Source organism: Mesorhizobium sp. Root102, from assembly GCF_001425625.1.
Taxonomy (GTDB): Bacteria; Pseudomonadota; Alphaproteobacteria; order Rhizobiales; family Rhizobiaceae; genus Mesorhizobium.
In genome coordinates this window covers 634300-646848 of record NZ_LMCP01000012.1, presented here as the reverse complement: position 1 = coordinate 646848, position 12549 = coordinate 634300, and the positions used below count along the sequence as shown (strand labels likewise).

At 61.4% G+C, this 12549-nt stretch carries 13 protein-coding genes, 1 tRNA gene and 2 pseudogenes; 7 read left to right on the top strand and 9 right to left on the bottom strand.

Translation table 11 applies throughout. The features are described 5' to 3' along the window. Positions 1–754 (bottom strand): hypothetical protein (locus ASD12_RS35300; protein WP_244482842.1); only part of this gene is annotated, 754 nt, incomplete at its 3' end. Positions 755–872: 118 nt separating this feature from the next. Between ASD12_RS35300 and ASD12_RS33140 the strand changes: the two are divergent. After that, a pseudogene (locus tag ASD12_RS33140) lies at positions 873–977 on the top strand (ATP-binding protein); the annotation flags it as partial. 94 nt (positions 978–1071) lie between these two features. On the opposite strand, the gene ASD12_RS14340 reads toward ASD12_RS33140, so the two are convergent. After that, positions 1072–1404 carry a hypothetical protein gene (locus ASD12_RS14340; protein ID WP_244482841.1) on the bottom strand — a complete coding sequence of 111 codons (333 nt, stop codon included), beginning with the start codon at positions 1402–1404 and terminating at the stop codon, positions 1072–1074. A gap of 76 nt (positions 1405–1480) precedes the next feature. Here ASD12_RS14340 and ASD12_RS14335 point away from each other — a divergent pair, with 76 nt between their 5' ends. Continuing rightward, positions 1481–2251 (top strand): glycosyltransferase family 25 protein, encoded by a 771-nt coding sequence (locus tag ASD12_RS14335; RefSeq protein WP_244482840.1) that lies wholly within the window; start codon positions 1481–1483, stop codon positions 2249–2251. A 354-nt stretch (positions 2252–2605) separates the two neighbouring features. After that, a pseudogene (locus ASD12_RS35295) lies at positions 2606–2818 on the top strand (CatB-related O-acetyltransferase); the annotation flags it as partial. 233 nt (positions 2819–3051) lie between these two features. Here the strand turns inward: ASD12_RS35295 and ASD12_RS14325 are convergent. From ASD12_RS14325 to ASD12_RS14315, 3 genes are all read right to left on the bottom strand, one after another. Further along, positions 3052–3126 (bottom strand) — tRNA-Glu (locus ASD12_RS14325). 90 nt (positions 3127–3216) lie between these two features. After that, complete coding sequence (locus tag ASD12_RS14320) at positions 3217–3624, bottom strand: VOC family protein (protein ID WP_056586749.1); 408 nt, start codon at positions 3622–3624, stop codon at positions 3217–3219. A 56-nt stretch (positions 3625–3680) separates the two neighbouring features. Beyond that, complete coding sequence (locus ASD12_RS14315; protein WP_056586745.1) at positions 3681–4064, bottom strand: hypothetical protein; 384 nt, start codon at positions 4062–4064, stop codon at positions 3681–3683. Positions 4065–4090: 26 nt separating this feature from the next. Here ASD12_RS14315 and ASD12_RS14310 point away from each other — a divergent pair, with 26 nt between their 5' ends. After that, positions 4091–5140 carry an RluA family pseudouridine synthase gene (locus ASD12_RS14310; RefSeq protein ID WP_056586742.1) on the top strand — a complete coding sequence of 350 codons (1050 nt, stop codon included), beginning with the start codon at positions 4091–4093 and terminating at the stop codon, positions 5138–5140. Between the two features lie 190 nt (positions 5141–5330). Beyond that, the gene (rpoH, locus tag ASD12_RS14305; protein ID WP_013529255.1) at positions 5331–6242 is read left to right on the top strand and encodes an RNA polymerase sigma factor RpoH; all 912 of its coding nucleotides are present in this window, start codon (positions 5331–5333) and stop codon (positions 6240–6242) included. A gap of 148 nt (positions 6243–6390) precedes the next feature. On the opposite strand, the gene ASD12_RS14300 is transcribed toward rpoH, so the two are convergent. From ASD12_RS14300 to ASD12_RS14285, 4 genes are all read right to left on the bottom strand, one after another. Then, positions 6391–7263 carry an MBL fold metallo-hydrolase gene (locus ASD12_RS14300; RefSeq protein WP_056586738.1) on the bottom strand — a complete coding sequence of 291 codons (873 nt, stop codon included), beginning with the start codon at positions 7261–7263 and terminating at the stop codon, positions 6391–6393. 150 nt (positions 7264–7413) lie between these two features. Then, complete coding sequence (locus ASD12_RS14295) at positions 7414–8073, bottom strand: peroxiredoxin (protein ID WP_056586735.1); 660 nt, start codon at positions 8071–8073, stop codon at positions 7414–7416. A 214-nt stretch (positions 8074–8287) separates the two neighbouring features. Next, positions 8288–8653 carry a cell division protein ZapA gene (locus ASD12_RS14290; RefSeq protein WP_056586732.1) on the bottom strand — a complete coding sequence of 122 codons (366 nt, stop codon included), beginning with the start codon at positions 8651–8653 and terminating at the stop codon, positions 8288–8290. 4 nt (positions 8654–8657) lie between these two features. Further along, entirely contained in the window at positions 8658–8930 is a 273-nt protein-coding gene (locus ASD12_RS14285; RefSeq protein WP_013529251.1) for a DUF4164 domain-containing protein, read from the bottom strand. 262 nt (positions 8931–9192) lie between these two features. On the opposite strand from ASD12_RS14285, the gene tkt reads away from it, so the two are divergent. Both tkt and gap read left to right on the top strand, forming a co-directional pair. Further along, positions 9193–11184: a transketolase gene (gene tkt / locus ASD12_RS14280; RefSeq protein ID WP_056586729.1), complete on the top strand. Its 1992-nt coding sequence runs from the start codon at positions 9193–9195 to the stop codon at positions 11182–11184. Between the two features lie 154 nt (positions 11185–11338). Further along, positions 11339–12349, top strand: a complete 1011-nt coding sequence (gene gap / locus ASD12_RS14275; protein ID WP_056586726.1) for a type I glyceraldehyde-3-phosphate dehydrogenase — start codon at positions 11339–11341, stop codon at positions 12347–12349. The last annotated feature ends 200 nt before the right edge of the window (positions 12350–12549 follow it).

The window sequence follows — 12549 nt, the reverse complement described above, 5'->3', positions numbered from 1 at the left end:
CTAGGCCGTGTGGACGAATTGACTCAGGCATAGGTTTTGGGGTTCCGCTGACGAATCCAGTCTGATTCATGGATTGTCGACTGATTTGGAGGTCGGCGATGTCCACGAGGATGACGGAAACGGATTGGGCGAACACGCTGGAGGTTTTCCGCGCTTGCCTGCCACGGCGAGGCCGCAAGGCTGCGGACGACCGGCTGTTTCTRGAAGCCATGCACTTCTTCACGGTGGAGAATGTGCGCTGGCGTGCGCTGCCGGGACGCTTCGGCCACTGGAACTCAGTATGGAAGCGCTTTGACCGGCTGAGCAAGGCCGGCGTGTTCGAAGCCTTCTTCGACACGTTGGCCGAGATGAGCGCATCGGCCCATCTGATCCAGATGTTCGATTCCACCATTGTGCGCGCCCATGTCTCAGCAGCGGGCGCAAAGGGGGGCAACAAGGCCAGGCGCTCGGCCGCTCGCGCGGCGGGTTCACAACGAAAATCCACGCCAAAGCGGACAATTCGGGCGACATCATCGCGTTCGATCTGACCGGTGGCCAGGTTGCCGACACAACCCGCTTCGAGACCCTGCTCGACATAGGGCCGGACATCACCCCACGCGCCGCGCTGGGCGACAAAGGCTATTCCAGCAAGGCCAATCGCGCCGCCGCGAGGACACGCGGCATCGCCCCGGTGATCCCTCACAAGGCCAACGAGAAAAACAGGCCAGCCTTCTTCGCCAAGACGCTCTACAAGGCGCGCGCCCGTATCGAACAAGGCTTCGGGCGGCTCAAGCGCTTCAAACGCGTCGCCCTGCGATGCGAAAAGACCGCACGAAACTTCCGCTCAATCGTAAGCTTCGCCGCAGGCCTATGCTTGATCAAATTCGTCCACACGGCCTAGCGTCATCATCACCACAAACCTCAGCTTCAGTGAGTGGGCCAGTGTCTTCGGCGATGCCAAGATGACAACGGCGCTCCTCGACCGACTAACCCATCACGCGTCGCCCTGCGATGCGAAAAGACCGCACGAAACTTCCGCTCAATCGTAAGCTTCGCCGCAGGCCTATGCTTGATCAAATTCGTCCACACGGCCTAGTCGAGAAATTTGATTTTCTTGAAGGCCATCATCTCTCCCATGACGTTGCCGCTGTCATCGATCTGCTGTCCCTGCCCGACTGTAACCGTCACGCTTTTTCCCTTGTAGCGGGACGGCATCACGGTTTGCTCGTTCCAGCTTTCGCACTCGGGCGCGGCACACAGGCCCACTTGCTCGGCCTTCTTGCGGTCGACGATGGTAAGGTAGCAATTGTCGCCGCATTCGAAGCCACGGATTGTGCCCGTGATCTTCCTGTCCTTGGAGAAGGACGGACCACACTGGGCAATCAGAGACACGGAGACGAGGAGGGCCAAGGCCAGTTGCTTCATGCAGCCAACTTGCTGCAACATGCCGTGCGGCGCAAGCACTGCAGGCCGAAATACGCCTTGTGATTGCGGACGATCAGTGCGCGTAGACTTCCAAAACGCCAGTGGCTATATGGGTCATATGCCGAGATTTCCCGCCGACCAAGTCTATGTGCGCGTTTGCCACGTCAAGAAGGGCTATGAGGACCGAGAACAGCACATCGCGAAGCAGGTCGATCGCCATGGCATCCCCGCCACTTGGTATCTTAACTGGGATATTTCGGATATTACTGATGAAGACGTCGAAAAGCTTACCACGCCAGGTGCTCTCAAGATGGCGGAACTGTCCTGCTCCTTGAAACACATTGGGATCTGGCGTGATTTTCTGAAGACCGACAAGCCCTACTGTCTGGTCTTAGAGGACGACGTGTTCCTGGCGACCAATTTCAATACAAAATTCAACGCGGCTCTGGCAGAGCTCGGCGATCCAAATCGCAAAGCCGCCATCTATATCGGCAACGCTGGCACCTACTATATTTCGGCGTTCAGGTTGAAACGCGGAAAGCATCTCTATCCGGCCCCTCACGGCAAAGCCACCGATTCCTATATCATCACCCGCTCCGTGGCAGAGGCAAGATGTGCATGGTTTGACGCCCGCAAGATGACTGGTCCTATCGGCCACGAGATCGACCGCGCCGACGCGGCTCTAGGCGTTGAAGTGCTTTGGTTCGAAAGACCCTTTGTCGAGCAGGGCACCCACACGGGAGCCTTCCTAACGTCCATCAACCCCGACAAGCAGAGACCGCTTTGGTATAAGCGCTTGGAGTGGCTCTATAAGAAATATCGCCGGCAGCTGGTTGGCCATATCTAGAGACTCGCTGCGACCCGGCGAGCCTGGAAGTGGCTACTTTAAGAGCTGAATGTGGGGGTTTGTATGTCGAGATTAGCCATATGGCTTCGGGGAAAAGGGATTCTAGGGCCGAAAGTCCCGCTGCCTCCATTTGTAACGCTGGGCCGATACTCGCATGGAGTCCATAGCGGGTCTTTCCTCTTCCTCTCCGACAAATCCCCCGTGAATATAGGCGCATTCTGCGCCATCGCGGCGGAGGTTCTGTTCATATGCCATGCCGACCATCCAACCGAGACAGCGTCAAACTTTGGCTTGCAGGACCAGATACTCAAGACAAAGAAGACGATGGAATACCTGCGGACCAAGGGTCCGATTGTTCTCGGAAACGATGTCTGGATAGGGGCACGAGCGACGATCATGTCGGGCGTCACTATTGGTGATGGCGCCGTGGTTGCGGCATGCAGTGTGGTCACGAAGGACGTGCCGCCCTACGCGATAGTCGCCGGCAACCCTGCGCGGGTTATCAAACATCGTTTTTCCGAAGATACTATCGCGGCCATGCTGAAAATTCGTTGGTGGGAATGGCCGATCGAACGGATCAAACATGAAGAGGCCGCTTTCGACCTACCCGCCGAGCAATTCGTTAGCCGTTTCAGCCAGGCGGCCTAACTTGCTCCCACGCTGAACAAGTCGGGAGCGAAATGAACTTCGCGGGCCTAGGGAGGGCAAGTCGCCATCGGCTATTAACCGCTCCCAGCGGCGGCTTATTTGACCTTTAGTCGATAGTTTTTGGATCTGTGCGACTAAGTCGTTGAAATCCTTGGTACGCCCAAGGGGAATCGAACCCCTGTTCCCGCCGTGAGAGGGCGGTGTCCTGACCGCTAGACGATGGGCGCGTTCAAGAACCGGCGATATAGGCTGACGGCTGGGAAAAAGCAACTGGGGTTCGGCCGCTTTCCCTTGTCGGGGAAAAGCCGGCCGCAGGCCTACCGTTTCGGCTCGATCAGGTCCCAGAGATTGCCATGCAGATCGGCGAAAACCGCCACCGTGCCATAGGGCTCGAAGCGCGGTGCTTCACGGAATTCGACGCCCTTTTCCAGCATTGCCGCATGGTCGCGGGCAAAGTCGTCAGTCTCGAGGAACAGAAACACCCGGCCGCCGGTCTGGTTGCCGATGCTTTTGCCCTGTGCCTCGTCGGAAGCCTCGGCCAGCAGCAGCCTGGCGCCTTGGCCGTCGGCCGGCGCGACGGTGACCCAGCGCTTGCCGCCGCCGAGATCGACATCCTCGACGAGCAGGAAACCCAGCCGCTCGACATACCAGGCAATCGCCTCGTCATAGCTGGCGACGACCAGGGCCACGGTCGCGACACGGCGGTGTTCGGCGAACCCGGTCATGCCTCAGGCTTGTTCATTTCTGCGACAAACTTGTTTGTTGCATTGTTGCCGACTGCTCATTTGTTGCGGATCGCAAAACGGCCGATCAGGCGGCGCTCGGCGATATCGTAGACGAAGATCGTGCGGCTGCCGTCGGCAAGCTCGGCATCGATGGAGAGGCGATTGCCGGACAGCGACTGGCTGACCACCTTGGCGCCGACCGGCAGCACGATATCGCCGCTGACCGGTTCGCCGGCGGGTGTCTGGATATCGCCTGCCAGTTGCGGGTTCGCCGGCGGTGCGTTGCGCGCTTTGTAGACAAGGGCGCCGATCACCACCATAAGGGCGAGGAACAGCAGGCCGAGATTGATCCCGACGAAGCGGACGAGTTTCCTGCGCACCTTTTCGACCTCGGGGTCGAGCGGCTTTTCCTGGTCTTCCTCGGCAATTGGGCTGGCCATGGCAAATAATCCGGAACGGTTTTTCAATGAGCGCTCATAGCGAAGAGGCCCCTGAATTGATAGAGCACCAGTTCATGGAGCCCACCATGCTGGTGGCGGGCGCGGATGCGGCCGGTCAGCGCCTCGACCAATGGCTGGCGGCCAGCCTCGGCCCGGACATGTCGCGCAGCCGCGTGCAGATGCTGATCAGGCAGGGCGCGGTCAGCGTCAACGGCGAGCCGGTCGATGAGACCAAGCGCAAGATGAGGCCAGGCGAAAGCGTGTCGGTTGTCATGCCGGAGCCCGAGCCGGCGGCACCACAGGGCGAAAACATCGCGCTCGATGTGCTCTATGAGGACGCCGAGCTGATCGTCATCAACAAGCCGGCGGGGCTTGTCGTTCACCCCGGCGCCGGCAACTGGACCGGCACGCTGGTCAACGCGCTGATCCATCATTGCGGCGACAGTCTTTCAGGCATCGGCGGCGTGCGCCGGCCGGGCATCGTGCACCGCCTAGACAAGGAGACCAGCGGCGTCATGGTCGTCGCCAAGACCGACCGCGCCCACAAGTCGCTGTCCGAAGCCTTTGCCGATCACGGCCTGACCGGCGATCTCGAACGCGCCTATCTGGCGCTGGTCTGGGGCATACCGCAGAGGCCTACCGGAAGGGTCGACGCGCCGCTTGGCCGCGCCGCCGACCGTGTGCGCCGTGCCGTGGTGCCGGAAGGACGCGACGACGCCCGCCATGCGATCACGCATTTCGCCGTGCAGGAGCGCTTCGGCGAGAACCAACAGGAGTTCGCCACCGCCAGCCTGATCGAATGCCGGCTGGAAACCGGCCGCACCCATCAGATCCGTGTCCACATGGCGCATATCGGCCATCCGGTGATCGGCGACCCCGACTACGGCCAGGCCTTCCGCACCAAGGCCAACCGGCTGCCCGAACCGCTGAAAAGTCAGGTCAAGGCATTTCCCCGACAAGCTTTGCATGCTTGGCTACTTGCATTTCGCCACCCGGTTACCCATTTAACGATGAGGTTCGAGGCGCCGTTGCCGGGGGATATGGAGGAACTCGTCGGCGGCTTTCGTAAGCTCTGAACCTGCCACAGAAAAACCTGAGCGGCATTGTTCACTTCAGCGTGACACACTGTTTCGTGTTGAACAAATGCCTGTCTTTTCTGGTTTTGTTCCTGTATAAGATCCGATGTCGCGGGCGAGCCTTTTGGTGCTCGCGTCACATGCCCGCCGCGTTTCGGGGGCATCACTCCAATAGAGAGGGGGCGCTATCATGGCCCAGTCATTACCCAGTATCGTTTCCGGCGAAGGCGGCCTCAGCCGCTACCTGGAAGAAATCCGCCGCTTTCCCATGCTGCAGCCGCAGGAAGAGTACATGCTCGCCAAGCGTTACGCCGAGCATGAAGACACCTCCGCCGCGCACAAGCTCGTCACCAGCCACCTCAGGCTCGTCGCCAAGATCGCCATGGGCTATCGCGGCTATGGCCTGCCGATCGGCGAAGTGATCTCGGAAGGCAATGTCGGCCTGATGCAGGCCGTCAAGAAATTCGAACCCGAGCGCGGCTTCCGCCTCGCGACCTACGCCATGTGGTGGATCAAGGCCTCGATCCAGGAGTACATCCTGCGCTCGTGGAGCCTGGTCAAGATGGGCACGACCGCCAACCAGAAGCGGCTGTTCTTCAACCTGCGCAAGGTGAAGGGCAAGATCCAGGCGCTGGACGACGGCGACTTGAAGCCCGACCAGATCGCCGAGATCGCCACCAGGCTGAACGTTTCCGAAGCCGAAGTGGTATCGATGAACCGCCGCCTGTCCGGCGACGCCTCGCTCAACGCTCCGATCCGGGCGAGCGAAGGCGAATCCGGCGAATGGCAGGACTGGCTGGTCGACGACCACGAAAGCCAGGAAGAGATGCTGATCGAGCAGGACGAGCTGGAAAACCGGCGCGGCATGCTGTCGGGCGCTCTTGCCGTGCTCAATGAGCGCGAGCGGCGCATCTTCGAGGCCCGTCGCCTCGCCGAGGAGCCGCTGACGCTGGAAGAGCTGTCGTCCGAGTTCGACATCAGCCGCGAGCGCGTGCGTCAGATCGAGGTGCGTGCCTTCGAGAAGGTGCAGGATGCGGTCAAGGCCGCCGCCAAGCGCCAGACCCAGGCGCTGCGCACCATCGAGGCCCAGCCCGCGGCGTAAAGCCGGCATCAACATCAAGGCGGCGTCAGGAAACTGACGCCGCCTTTTTTCTTTGGCAGGTCTGCCTTTGCGATTGGCGCTTCCTCGCTCCCTCAAAGCGGGGGAGAGGAACCCAGGTTCTGAAAGGCGCCGGGGCGAGCAAAGCACCTCAAAGCCCATCCAGCGGAAACTTCAGGTACCGCCGGCCATTCGCCTCGGGTTCCGGCAGCCTCCCGCCATTCATGTTGACCTGCAACGCATGCAAGATCAGCCGCGGCATCGGCAGCGTCCTGTCGCGTGCCTCGCGCAAGGCGACGAACTCGGCCTCGCTGCGGGCGGCGGCAAGATGGATGTTGGTGGCCCTCTGCACTGCCACCGTGCTTTCCCACAAGGGCTCGCGGCCACCGGCCTGATAGTCATGGCCGACGAAGACGCGCGTCTCGTCCGGCAATGCCAGGATGTCCTGGATCGAGCGCCAGAGCCGAGCGGCACTGCCGCCGGGAAAGTCCGTCCTAGCCGTGCCGCTGTCGGGCATGAACAGCGTATCGTGGACGAAGGCGGCATCGCCGACCACATAGGTGATCGAGGCCAGCGTGTGTCCGGGCGAGAACAGCACCTTGACCGGAAGTGTGCCCACCTGGAAGGTTTCGCCTTCCGCGAACAGCCTGTCCCACTGCGAACCGTCGGCGGGAAAATCCGGCCAGTTGTAGATCGCCTTCCATAGTTTCTGGACGTCGACGACCCTGTCGCCGATCGCTGTCGGCGCGCCGGTCTTCTCTCTCAGGTAATGCGCCGCCGAGAAATGGTCGGCATGCGGATGGGTGTCGAGGATCCACTCCAACTCCAGCGCGTTTTCCCGGATGAAATCGAGCAGGACATCGGCATTCGTCGTCGCCGTGGCGCCGGATTTCTCGTCGAAATCGAAGATCGGATCGATGATGGCACAGCGCTTCGTCCCCTGGTCGGCGACGACATACTGGATGGCCCCGGTCGCCTTGTCATAGAAGCCGCTGACCTGCGGCTTGGCCAAAGCTACGTCCAATTCCGGCCTCCCCACCACCGCTTAGCCGGCAGGAATGATTTTCTCTGACGGCATCCGAGAGGAGCATGTTTCTCCACTCGGACGCCTCCGTCAAGCATCACTTGGCTCGCAGCGGCGAGAAAGGCAAAAACCGTTCCGAAGCGCCTGGGGTCAGGCGGATGGCTGCTTGGTCTTCCTGAGATACGGCAGGATGGTCTCGTAGGCGCCGAAGCGCTTGATCGCATCCTCGTTGGAGACGGCGGCAGTGATGATGACGTCCTCGCCCTGCTTCCAGTTCGCCGGCGTCGCCACCTGGTGCTTGGCGGTCAGCTGCATGGAATCGACCGCGCGCAGGATCTCGTCGAAGTTGCGGCCCGTGGTCATCGGGTAGGTCAGCACCAGCTTGATCTTCTTGTCCGGTCCGATGACGTAGACCGAGCGCACCGTGGCGTTGTCGGCGGGCGTGCGGCCCTCCGATGTCTCGCCGGCACCGCCTGGCAGCATGTCGTAGAGCTTGGCGACCTTGAGGTCCTTGTCGCCGATCAGCGGGTAGTTCACCGTGTGGCCGGTCGCCGTCTTGATGTCGGCCTGCCACTTGTCATGGCTCGCGACCGGATCGACGGAAATACCGATGATCTTGACGTTGCGCTTCTTGAATTCGCCTTCCAGCCCGGCCATCGTGCCAAGCTCGGTCGTGCAGACCGGCGTGAAGTTCTTCGGGTGGCTGAACAGGATCGCCCAGCCGTCACCGATCCATTCATGGAATTTGATTGTCCCTTGCGTGGTCTCGGCACTGAAGTCCGGCGCAATGTCGTTGATACGAAGGCTCATGGCACATCTCCCCTGCAACAGATTCCGCCAGGAGCAAGGGCCGCGGCAAATCATGCCGCCATCAAGGCATCCACGCTCCGGTCGCTGCATCTTAGCGCAAAAATCGCGACCGCGAGATAATATGAAACTCTTTTCGGCGGCGAAGCGAGCATTTTTACGCTGCCGTCGAGCCAAAAGCGCAGGAGCCTTTGGCTGAGCGGAGGGCCGCGCAGCTTCAGGTCTTGTTGACCGCGAGCGTCGCCGTCAGGTCTTCCATGCGCTGTGCCAGCGCGCCAAGCGCGTTGGTCAGCACGCTGTCGTTCTTGTCGGCCTTGATCAGCGCATCGTCGCGCGTCTTGCGCAAGGTCAGCACTTCGCTTTCCATGCCCTTGACGCGTTTCTGCAACTCCGAGAGTTCGTCCATCACCATGATGCCGGCCATCACGGTCAGCCGCTGGTCGCCGATCTCGCCAAAAGAGTCCTTCAGATGCGAGACATAGCGGTCGAAACGTTCGGCAAGGTCGATCAGATGCTCTTCCTGACCTTCGTCGCAGGCCATCCGATACTGTTTGCCGTCGATGGAAACCGTGACTTGAGCCATGAGCCTACCTGTCCAACACAGCGCGGATGGTTTCCATGGCGGTCACCAGCCGTCGCGACACTTCCTTGTTGGCGTCTTCCAGACGTTCGGCGCGCGCTTCGGAATTGTCGAGTTCCTGCGCCAGCCTGGAGCGATCGGCATTCATCCGCTGCACTTCGGCCTCGGCTTCCGAGTAATCGCGTTCATGCTCGAGCTTGGCCGCGACCGCGTTTTCCAGCCCCTCGATGGCCTTGCCCAGCCTGGCGATGACTTCCTTGAGTGTGGCTTCCCCGGTCATGGCTTCGTCCTGTGCCCTGCCCATCACCGAATCGTTCGCGTTCAGAACGCGTTATCCGCGAAACATTAGGCACCGGGTGAAGGCAACGTCAACAAAGCTCTCGCGACTGTCCCCTGCTAACGCTAATGTAGACCCGCCGCCGGCATCACAAGGCCGGCAAATGTGCACCCGATTTGTTGACTAAAGGCGCGCGCCTGCTATGTGTCGCGCACCCTTTTCAAGGGCTCTCCCAAGCCCCCAAACCCCCACTTCTGGAGGAACCATGACGTCGCGTGAACAACATGACCGGATGGCCAATGCGATCCGCTTTCTCTCCATGGATGCCGTCGAGAAGGCGAATTCCGGCCATCCCGGCCTGCCCATGGGCTGCGCCGACATCGCCACGGTGTTGTTCACACGCTTCCTGAAATATGATCCCAAGGCACCGCACTGGGCCGACCGCGACCGTTTCATCCTGTCTGCCGGCCATGGTTCGATGTTGCTTTATTCGCTGCTGCATCTGACCGGCTACGAAGACATGACCATCGACCAGATCAAGCACTTCCGCCAGTTGGGCTCGAAGACCGCCGGTCACCCGGAATACGGGCACGCCACCGGCATCGAGACGACGACCGGCCCGCTTGGCCAGGGGCTCGCAAATTCGGTTGGCTTCGCGCTCGGCGAGCGCATCATGAACGCCGCCTTCGGCAATGACCTCGTCGACCACTACACCTATGTGCTTGCCGGCGACGGCTGCCTGATGGAAGGGGTGTCCCAGGAAGCCATCGCGCTTGCCGGACATCTCAAGCTGAACAAGCTGATCGTGTTCTGGGACAACAACGACATTTCGATCGACGGTCCGGTCTCGCTGTCCGACAACACCGATCAGGTCGCTCGCTTCCAGGCCTCCGGCTGGAACGCCAGCCACATCGACGGCACCGATCCGGAAGCCATCGCCTATGCCATCGAAGCCGCCCGCCATTCCGACAAGCCGACCATGATCGCCTGCAAGACGACCATCGGCTTCGGCGCGCCGACCAAGGCCGGCACCAACAAGGCACACGGTTCGCCGCTCGGCGCCGACGAGATCGCCGGCGCACGCAAGTTCTTCAACTGGGATTCGCCGCCCTTCGAGATTCCGTCCGACATCCTCGACGCCTGGCGCACCGCCGGCAAGGCCGGCGTCAAGGCGCGCACCGACTGGGAGGGCCGCCTGGCCAAGGCCGACGCCAAGCTTAAGGCCGAGTTCGAGCGCCGCCTCAGTGGCAAGCTGCCGTCCAATTTCGATGCCGTCATTGCCGACTACAAGAAGAAGCTCTCGGCCGACAAGCCGAAGGTCGCCACCCGCAAATCATCCGAGATGGCGCTGGAAGTCATCAACGGCGCCGTGCCCGAGACTATCGGCGGCTCTGCCGACCTGACCGGCTCCAACAACACCAAGACCAGCCAGACCAAGAACATCACGTCGGACGACTATGGCCAGCGCTATGTCCACTACGGCATCCGCGAGCACGGCATGGCCGCCGCCATCAACGGCCTGACGCTGCATGGCGGCCTCATCGCCTATGGCGGCACCTTCATGTGCTTCTCCGACTACGCCCGTCCGTCGATGCGGCTGGCCTCGCTGATGGGCATCCGCTCTATCTTCGTCATGACCCATGATTCCATCGGTCTGGGCGAAGACGGCCCGACCCACCAGCCGGTCGAGCATCTGGCCGCACTACGCGCCATTCCCAACCACAATGTCTTCCGCCCGGCCGACGCCGTGGAAACCGCCGAATGCTGGCAGTTGGCCCTCGAGTCGGAAAAGACGCCGTCGACCTTGGCGCTGACCCGCCAGAACCTGCCGACGGTGCGCAACGAATTCGTTGCCAAGAACCTGAGCAGCCAGGGTGCCTATGAGCTGGTTGCCGCCAGCGGCGAGGCAGCGGTGACGATCTTCGCCACCGGTTCGGAGGTCGAGATCGCGCTCGGCGCGCGCGACCTGCTGGAAAAGCATGGCCACCCGACCCGCGTCGTCTCGGTGCCTTGCTTCGAGCTGTTCGACCAGCAGAGTGACGACTACCGCAAGAAAACGATCGGCAACGCGCCGATCAAGATGGCGATCGAAGCCGGCATCCGCCAGGGCTGGGATCATCTGATCGGCTCCGACGGCATCTTCATCGGCATGACCGGCTTTGGCGCCTCGGGCACGATCGAGCAGCTCTATCCGCATTTCGGCATCACCGCCGAAGCCGCGGCCAAGGCGGCGGAAACCCGCCTGCATGCCAAGTAGGTTCAAAGTCCGGCGAAACCGCGCGAAGCGGTTTCGCCGGACTGGCCTAACCTAATCGATTTAAATCCACGTCGCTGCGGCTGGATTCTTTCCGCTTCCGCCGCTATGAAACTGCGGACCCATCGTCTGCCCTCCAACTCCCAGGGAGAGAATAATGACCGTCAGAGTTGCCATCAACGGATTCGGCCGCATCGGCCGCAACATCCTGCGCGCCATCCACGAATCCGGCCGCAGGGACATCGAGGTCGTCGCCGTCAACGACCTCGGCCCGGTCGAGACCAACGCGCACCTCTTGCGCTACGACAGCGTGCACGGCCGCTTCCCGCACGAGGTGTCGGTTTCCGGCGACCAGATCACCGTTGGCAAGGAGACGTTCAAGGTCACCGCGATCAAGGATCCCACGCAGTTGCCGTGGAAGGAACTCGGCATCGACATCGCGCTCGAATGCACCGGCATCTTCACCGCCCGCGACAAGGCTGCCGCGCATCTGACCGCCGGCGCCAAGCGCGTCATCGTCTCGGCCCCGGCCGAAGGCGCCGACCTCACCGTCGTCTACGGCATCAACCACGACCAGTTGACCAAGGACCACATCGTCATCTCGAATGCCTCCTGCACCACCAACTGCCTGGCGCCGCTGGCAGCCGTGCTGCACGAGACGGTCGGCATCGAAAAGGGAATGATGACGACGATCCATTCCTACACCGGCGACCAGCCGACGCTGGACACCATGCACAAGGATCTCTACCGCAGCCGCGCCGCGGCCCTGTCGCAGATCCCGACCTCGACCGGTGCCGCCAAGGCGATCGGCCTGGTGCTGCCCGACCTCAAGGGCAAGCTCGACGGCATCTCGATCCGTGTGCCGACCCCGAACGTCTCGGTCGTCGACTTCAAGTTCATCGCCAAGCGGTCGACCACGGTGCAGGAGATCAACGACGCGGTGATCGCCGCCTCCAACGGCAAGCTCAAGGGCATCCTCGGCGTCACCCATCATCCGAATGTGTCGATCGATTTCAACCATGATCCGCGTTCCTCGATCATGGCGCTCGACCAGACCAAGGTGATGGACGGCAATTTCGTTTCGGTGCTGTCCTGGTACGACAATGAATGGGGTTTTTCCAATCGCATGGGCGACACCGCGGTCGCCTTCGGCAAGACCATCGCCTGATCGCAAAGCTCTCTTTTCGAGACCTGAAACGCCCGGCTTTGTCCGGGCGTTTTTCATGCGGGCGGCTTGCGCCTTCCCGATTTGTGTCCTGAGCGCCAAAACATCCGAAAATCAGCGGCATAAGCCAAAAAGCCACCCCGCCGCCTTGCACTGGTCACGTCTTCGCCCCACTCTCTCGCAAAGCAGGAGACAGACGAATT

Bases quoted from the DNA above. Each gene is read 5' to 3' on its own strand.
- ASD12_RS14340 (WP_244482841.1), bottom strand. From the start codon at position 1,404: ATGAAGCAACTGGCCTTGGCCCTCCTCGTCTCCGTGTCTCTGATTGCC.
- ASD12_RS14320 (WP_056586749.1), bottom strand. From the start codon at position 3,624: ATGACCGGGTTCGCCGAACACCGCCGTGTCGCGACCGTGGCCCTGGTC.
- ASD12_RS14315 (WP_056586745.1), bottom strand. From the start codon at position 4,064: ATGGCCAGCCCAATTGCCGAGGAAGACCAGGAAAAGCCGCTCGACCCC.
- ASD12_RS14310 (WP_056586742.1), top strand. From the start codon at position 4,091: ATGAGCGCTCATAGCGAAGAGGCCCCTGAATTGATAGAGCACCAGTTC.
- rpoH (WP_013529255.1), top strand. From the start codon at position 5,331: ATGGCCCAGTCATTACCCAGTATCGTTTCCGGCGAAGGCGGCCTCAGC.
- ASD12_RS14295 (WP_056586735.1), bottom strand. From the start codon at position 8,073: ATGAGCCTTCGTATCAACGACATTGCGCCGGACTTCAGTGCCGAGACC.
- ASD12_RS14290 (WP_056586732.1), bottom strand. From the start codon at position 8,653: ATGGCTCAAGTCACGGTTTCCATCGACGGCAAACAGTATCGGATGGCC.
- ASD12_RS14285 (WP_013529251.1), bottom strand. From the start codon at position 8,930: ATGACCGGGGAAGCCACACTCAAGGAAGTCATCGCCAGGCTGGGCAAG.
- tkt (WP_056586729.1), top strand. From the start codon at position 9,193: ATGACGTCGCGTGAACAACATGACCGGATGGCCAATGCGATCCGCTTT.
- gap (WP_056586726.1), top strand. From the start codon at position 11,339: ATGACCGTCAGAGTTGCCATCAACGGATTCGGCCGCATCGGCCGCAAC.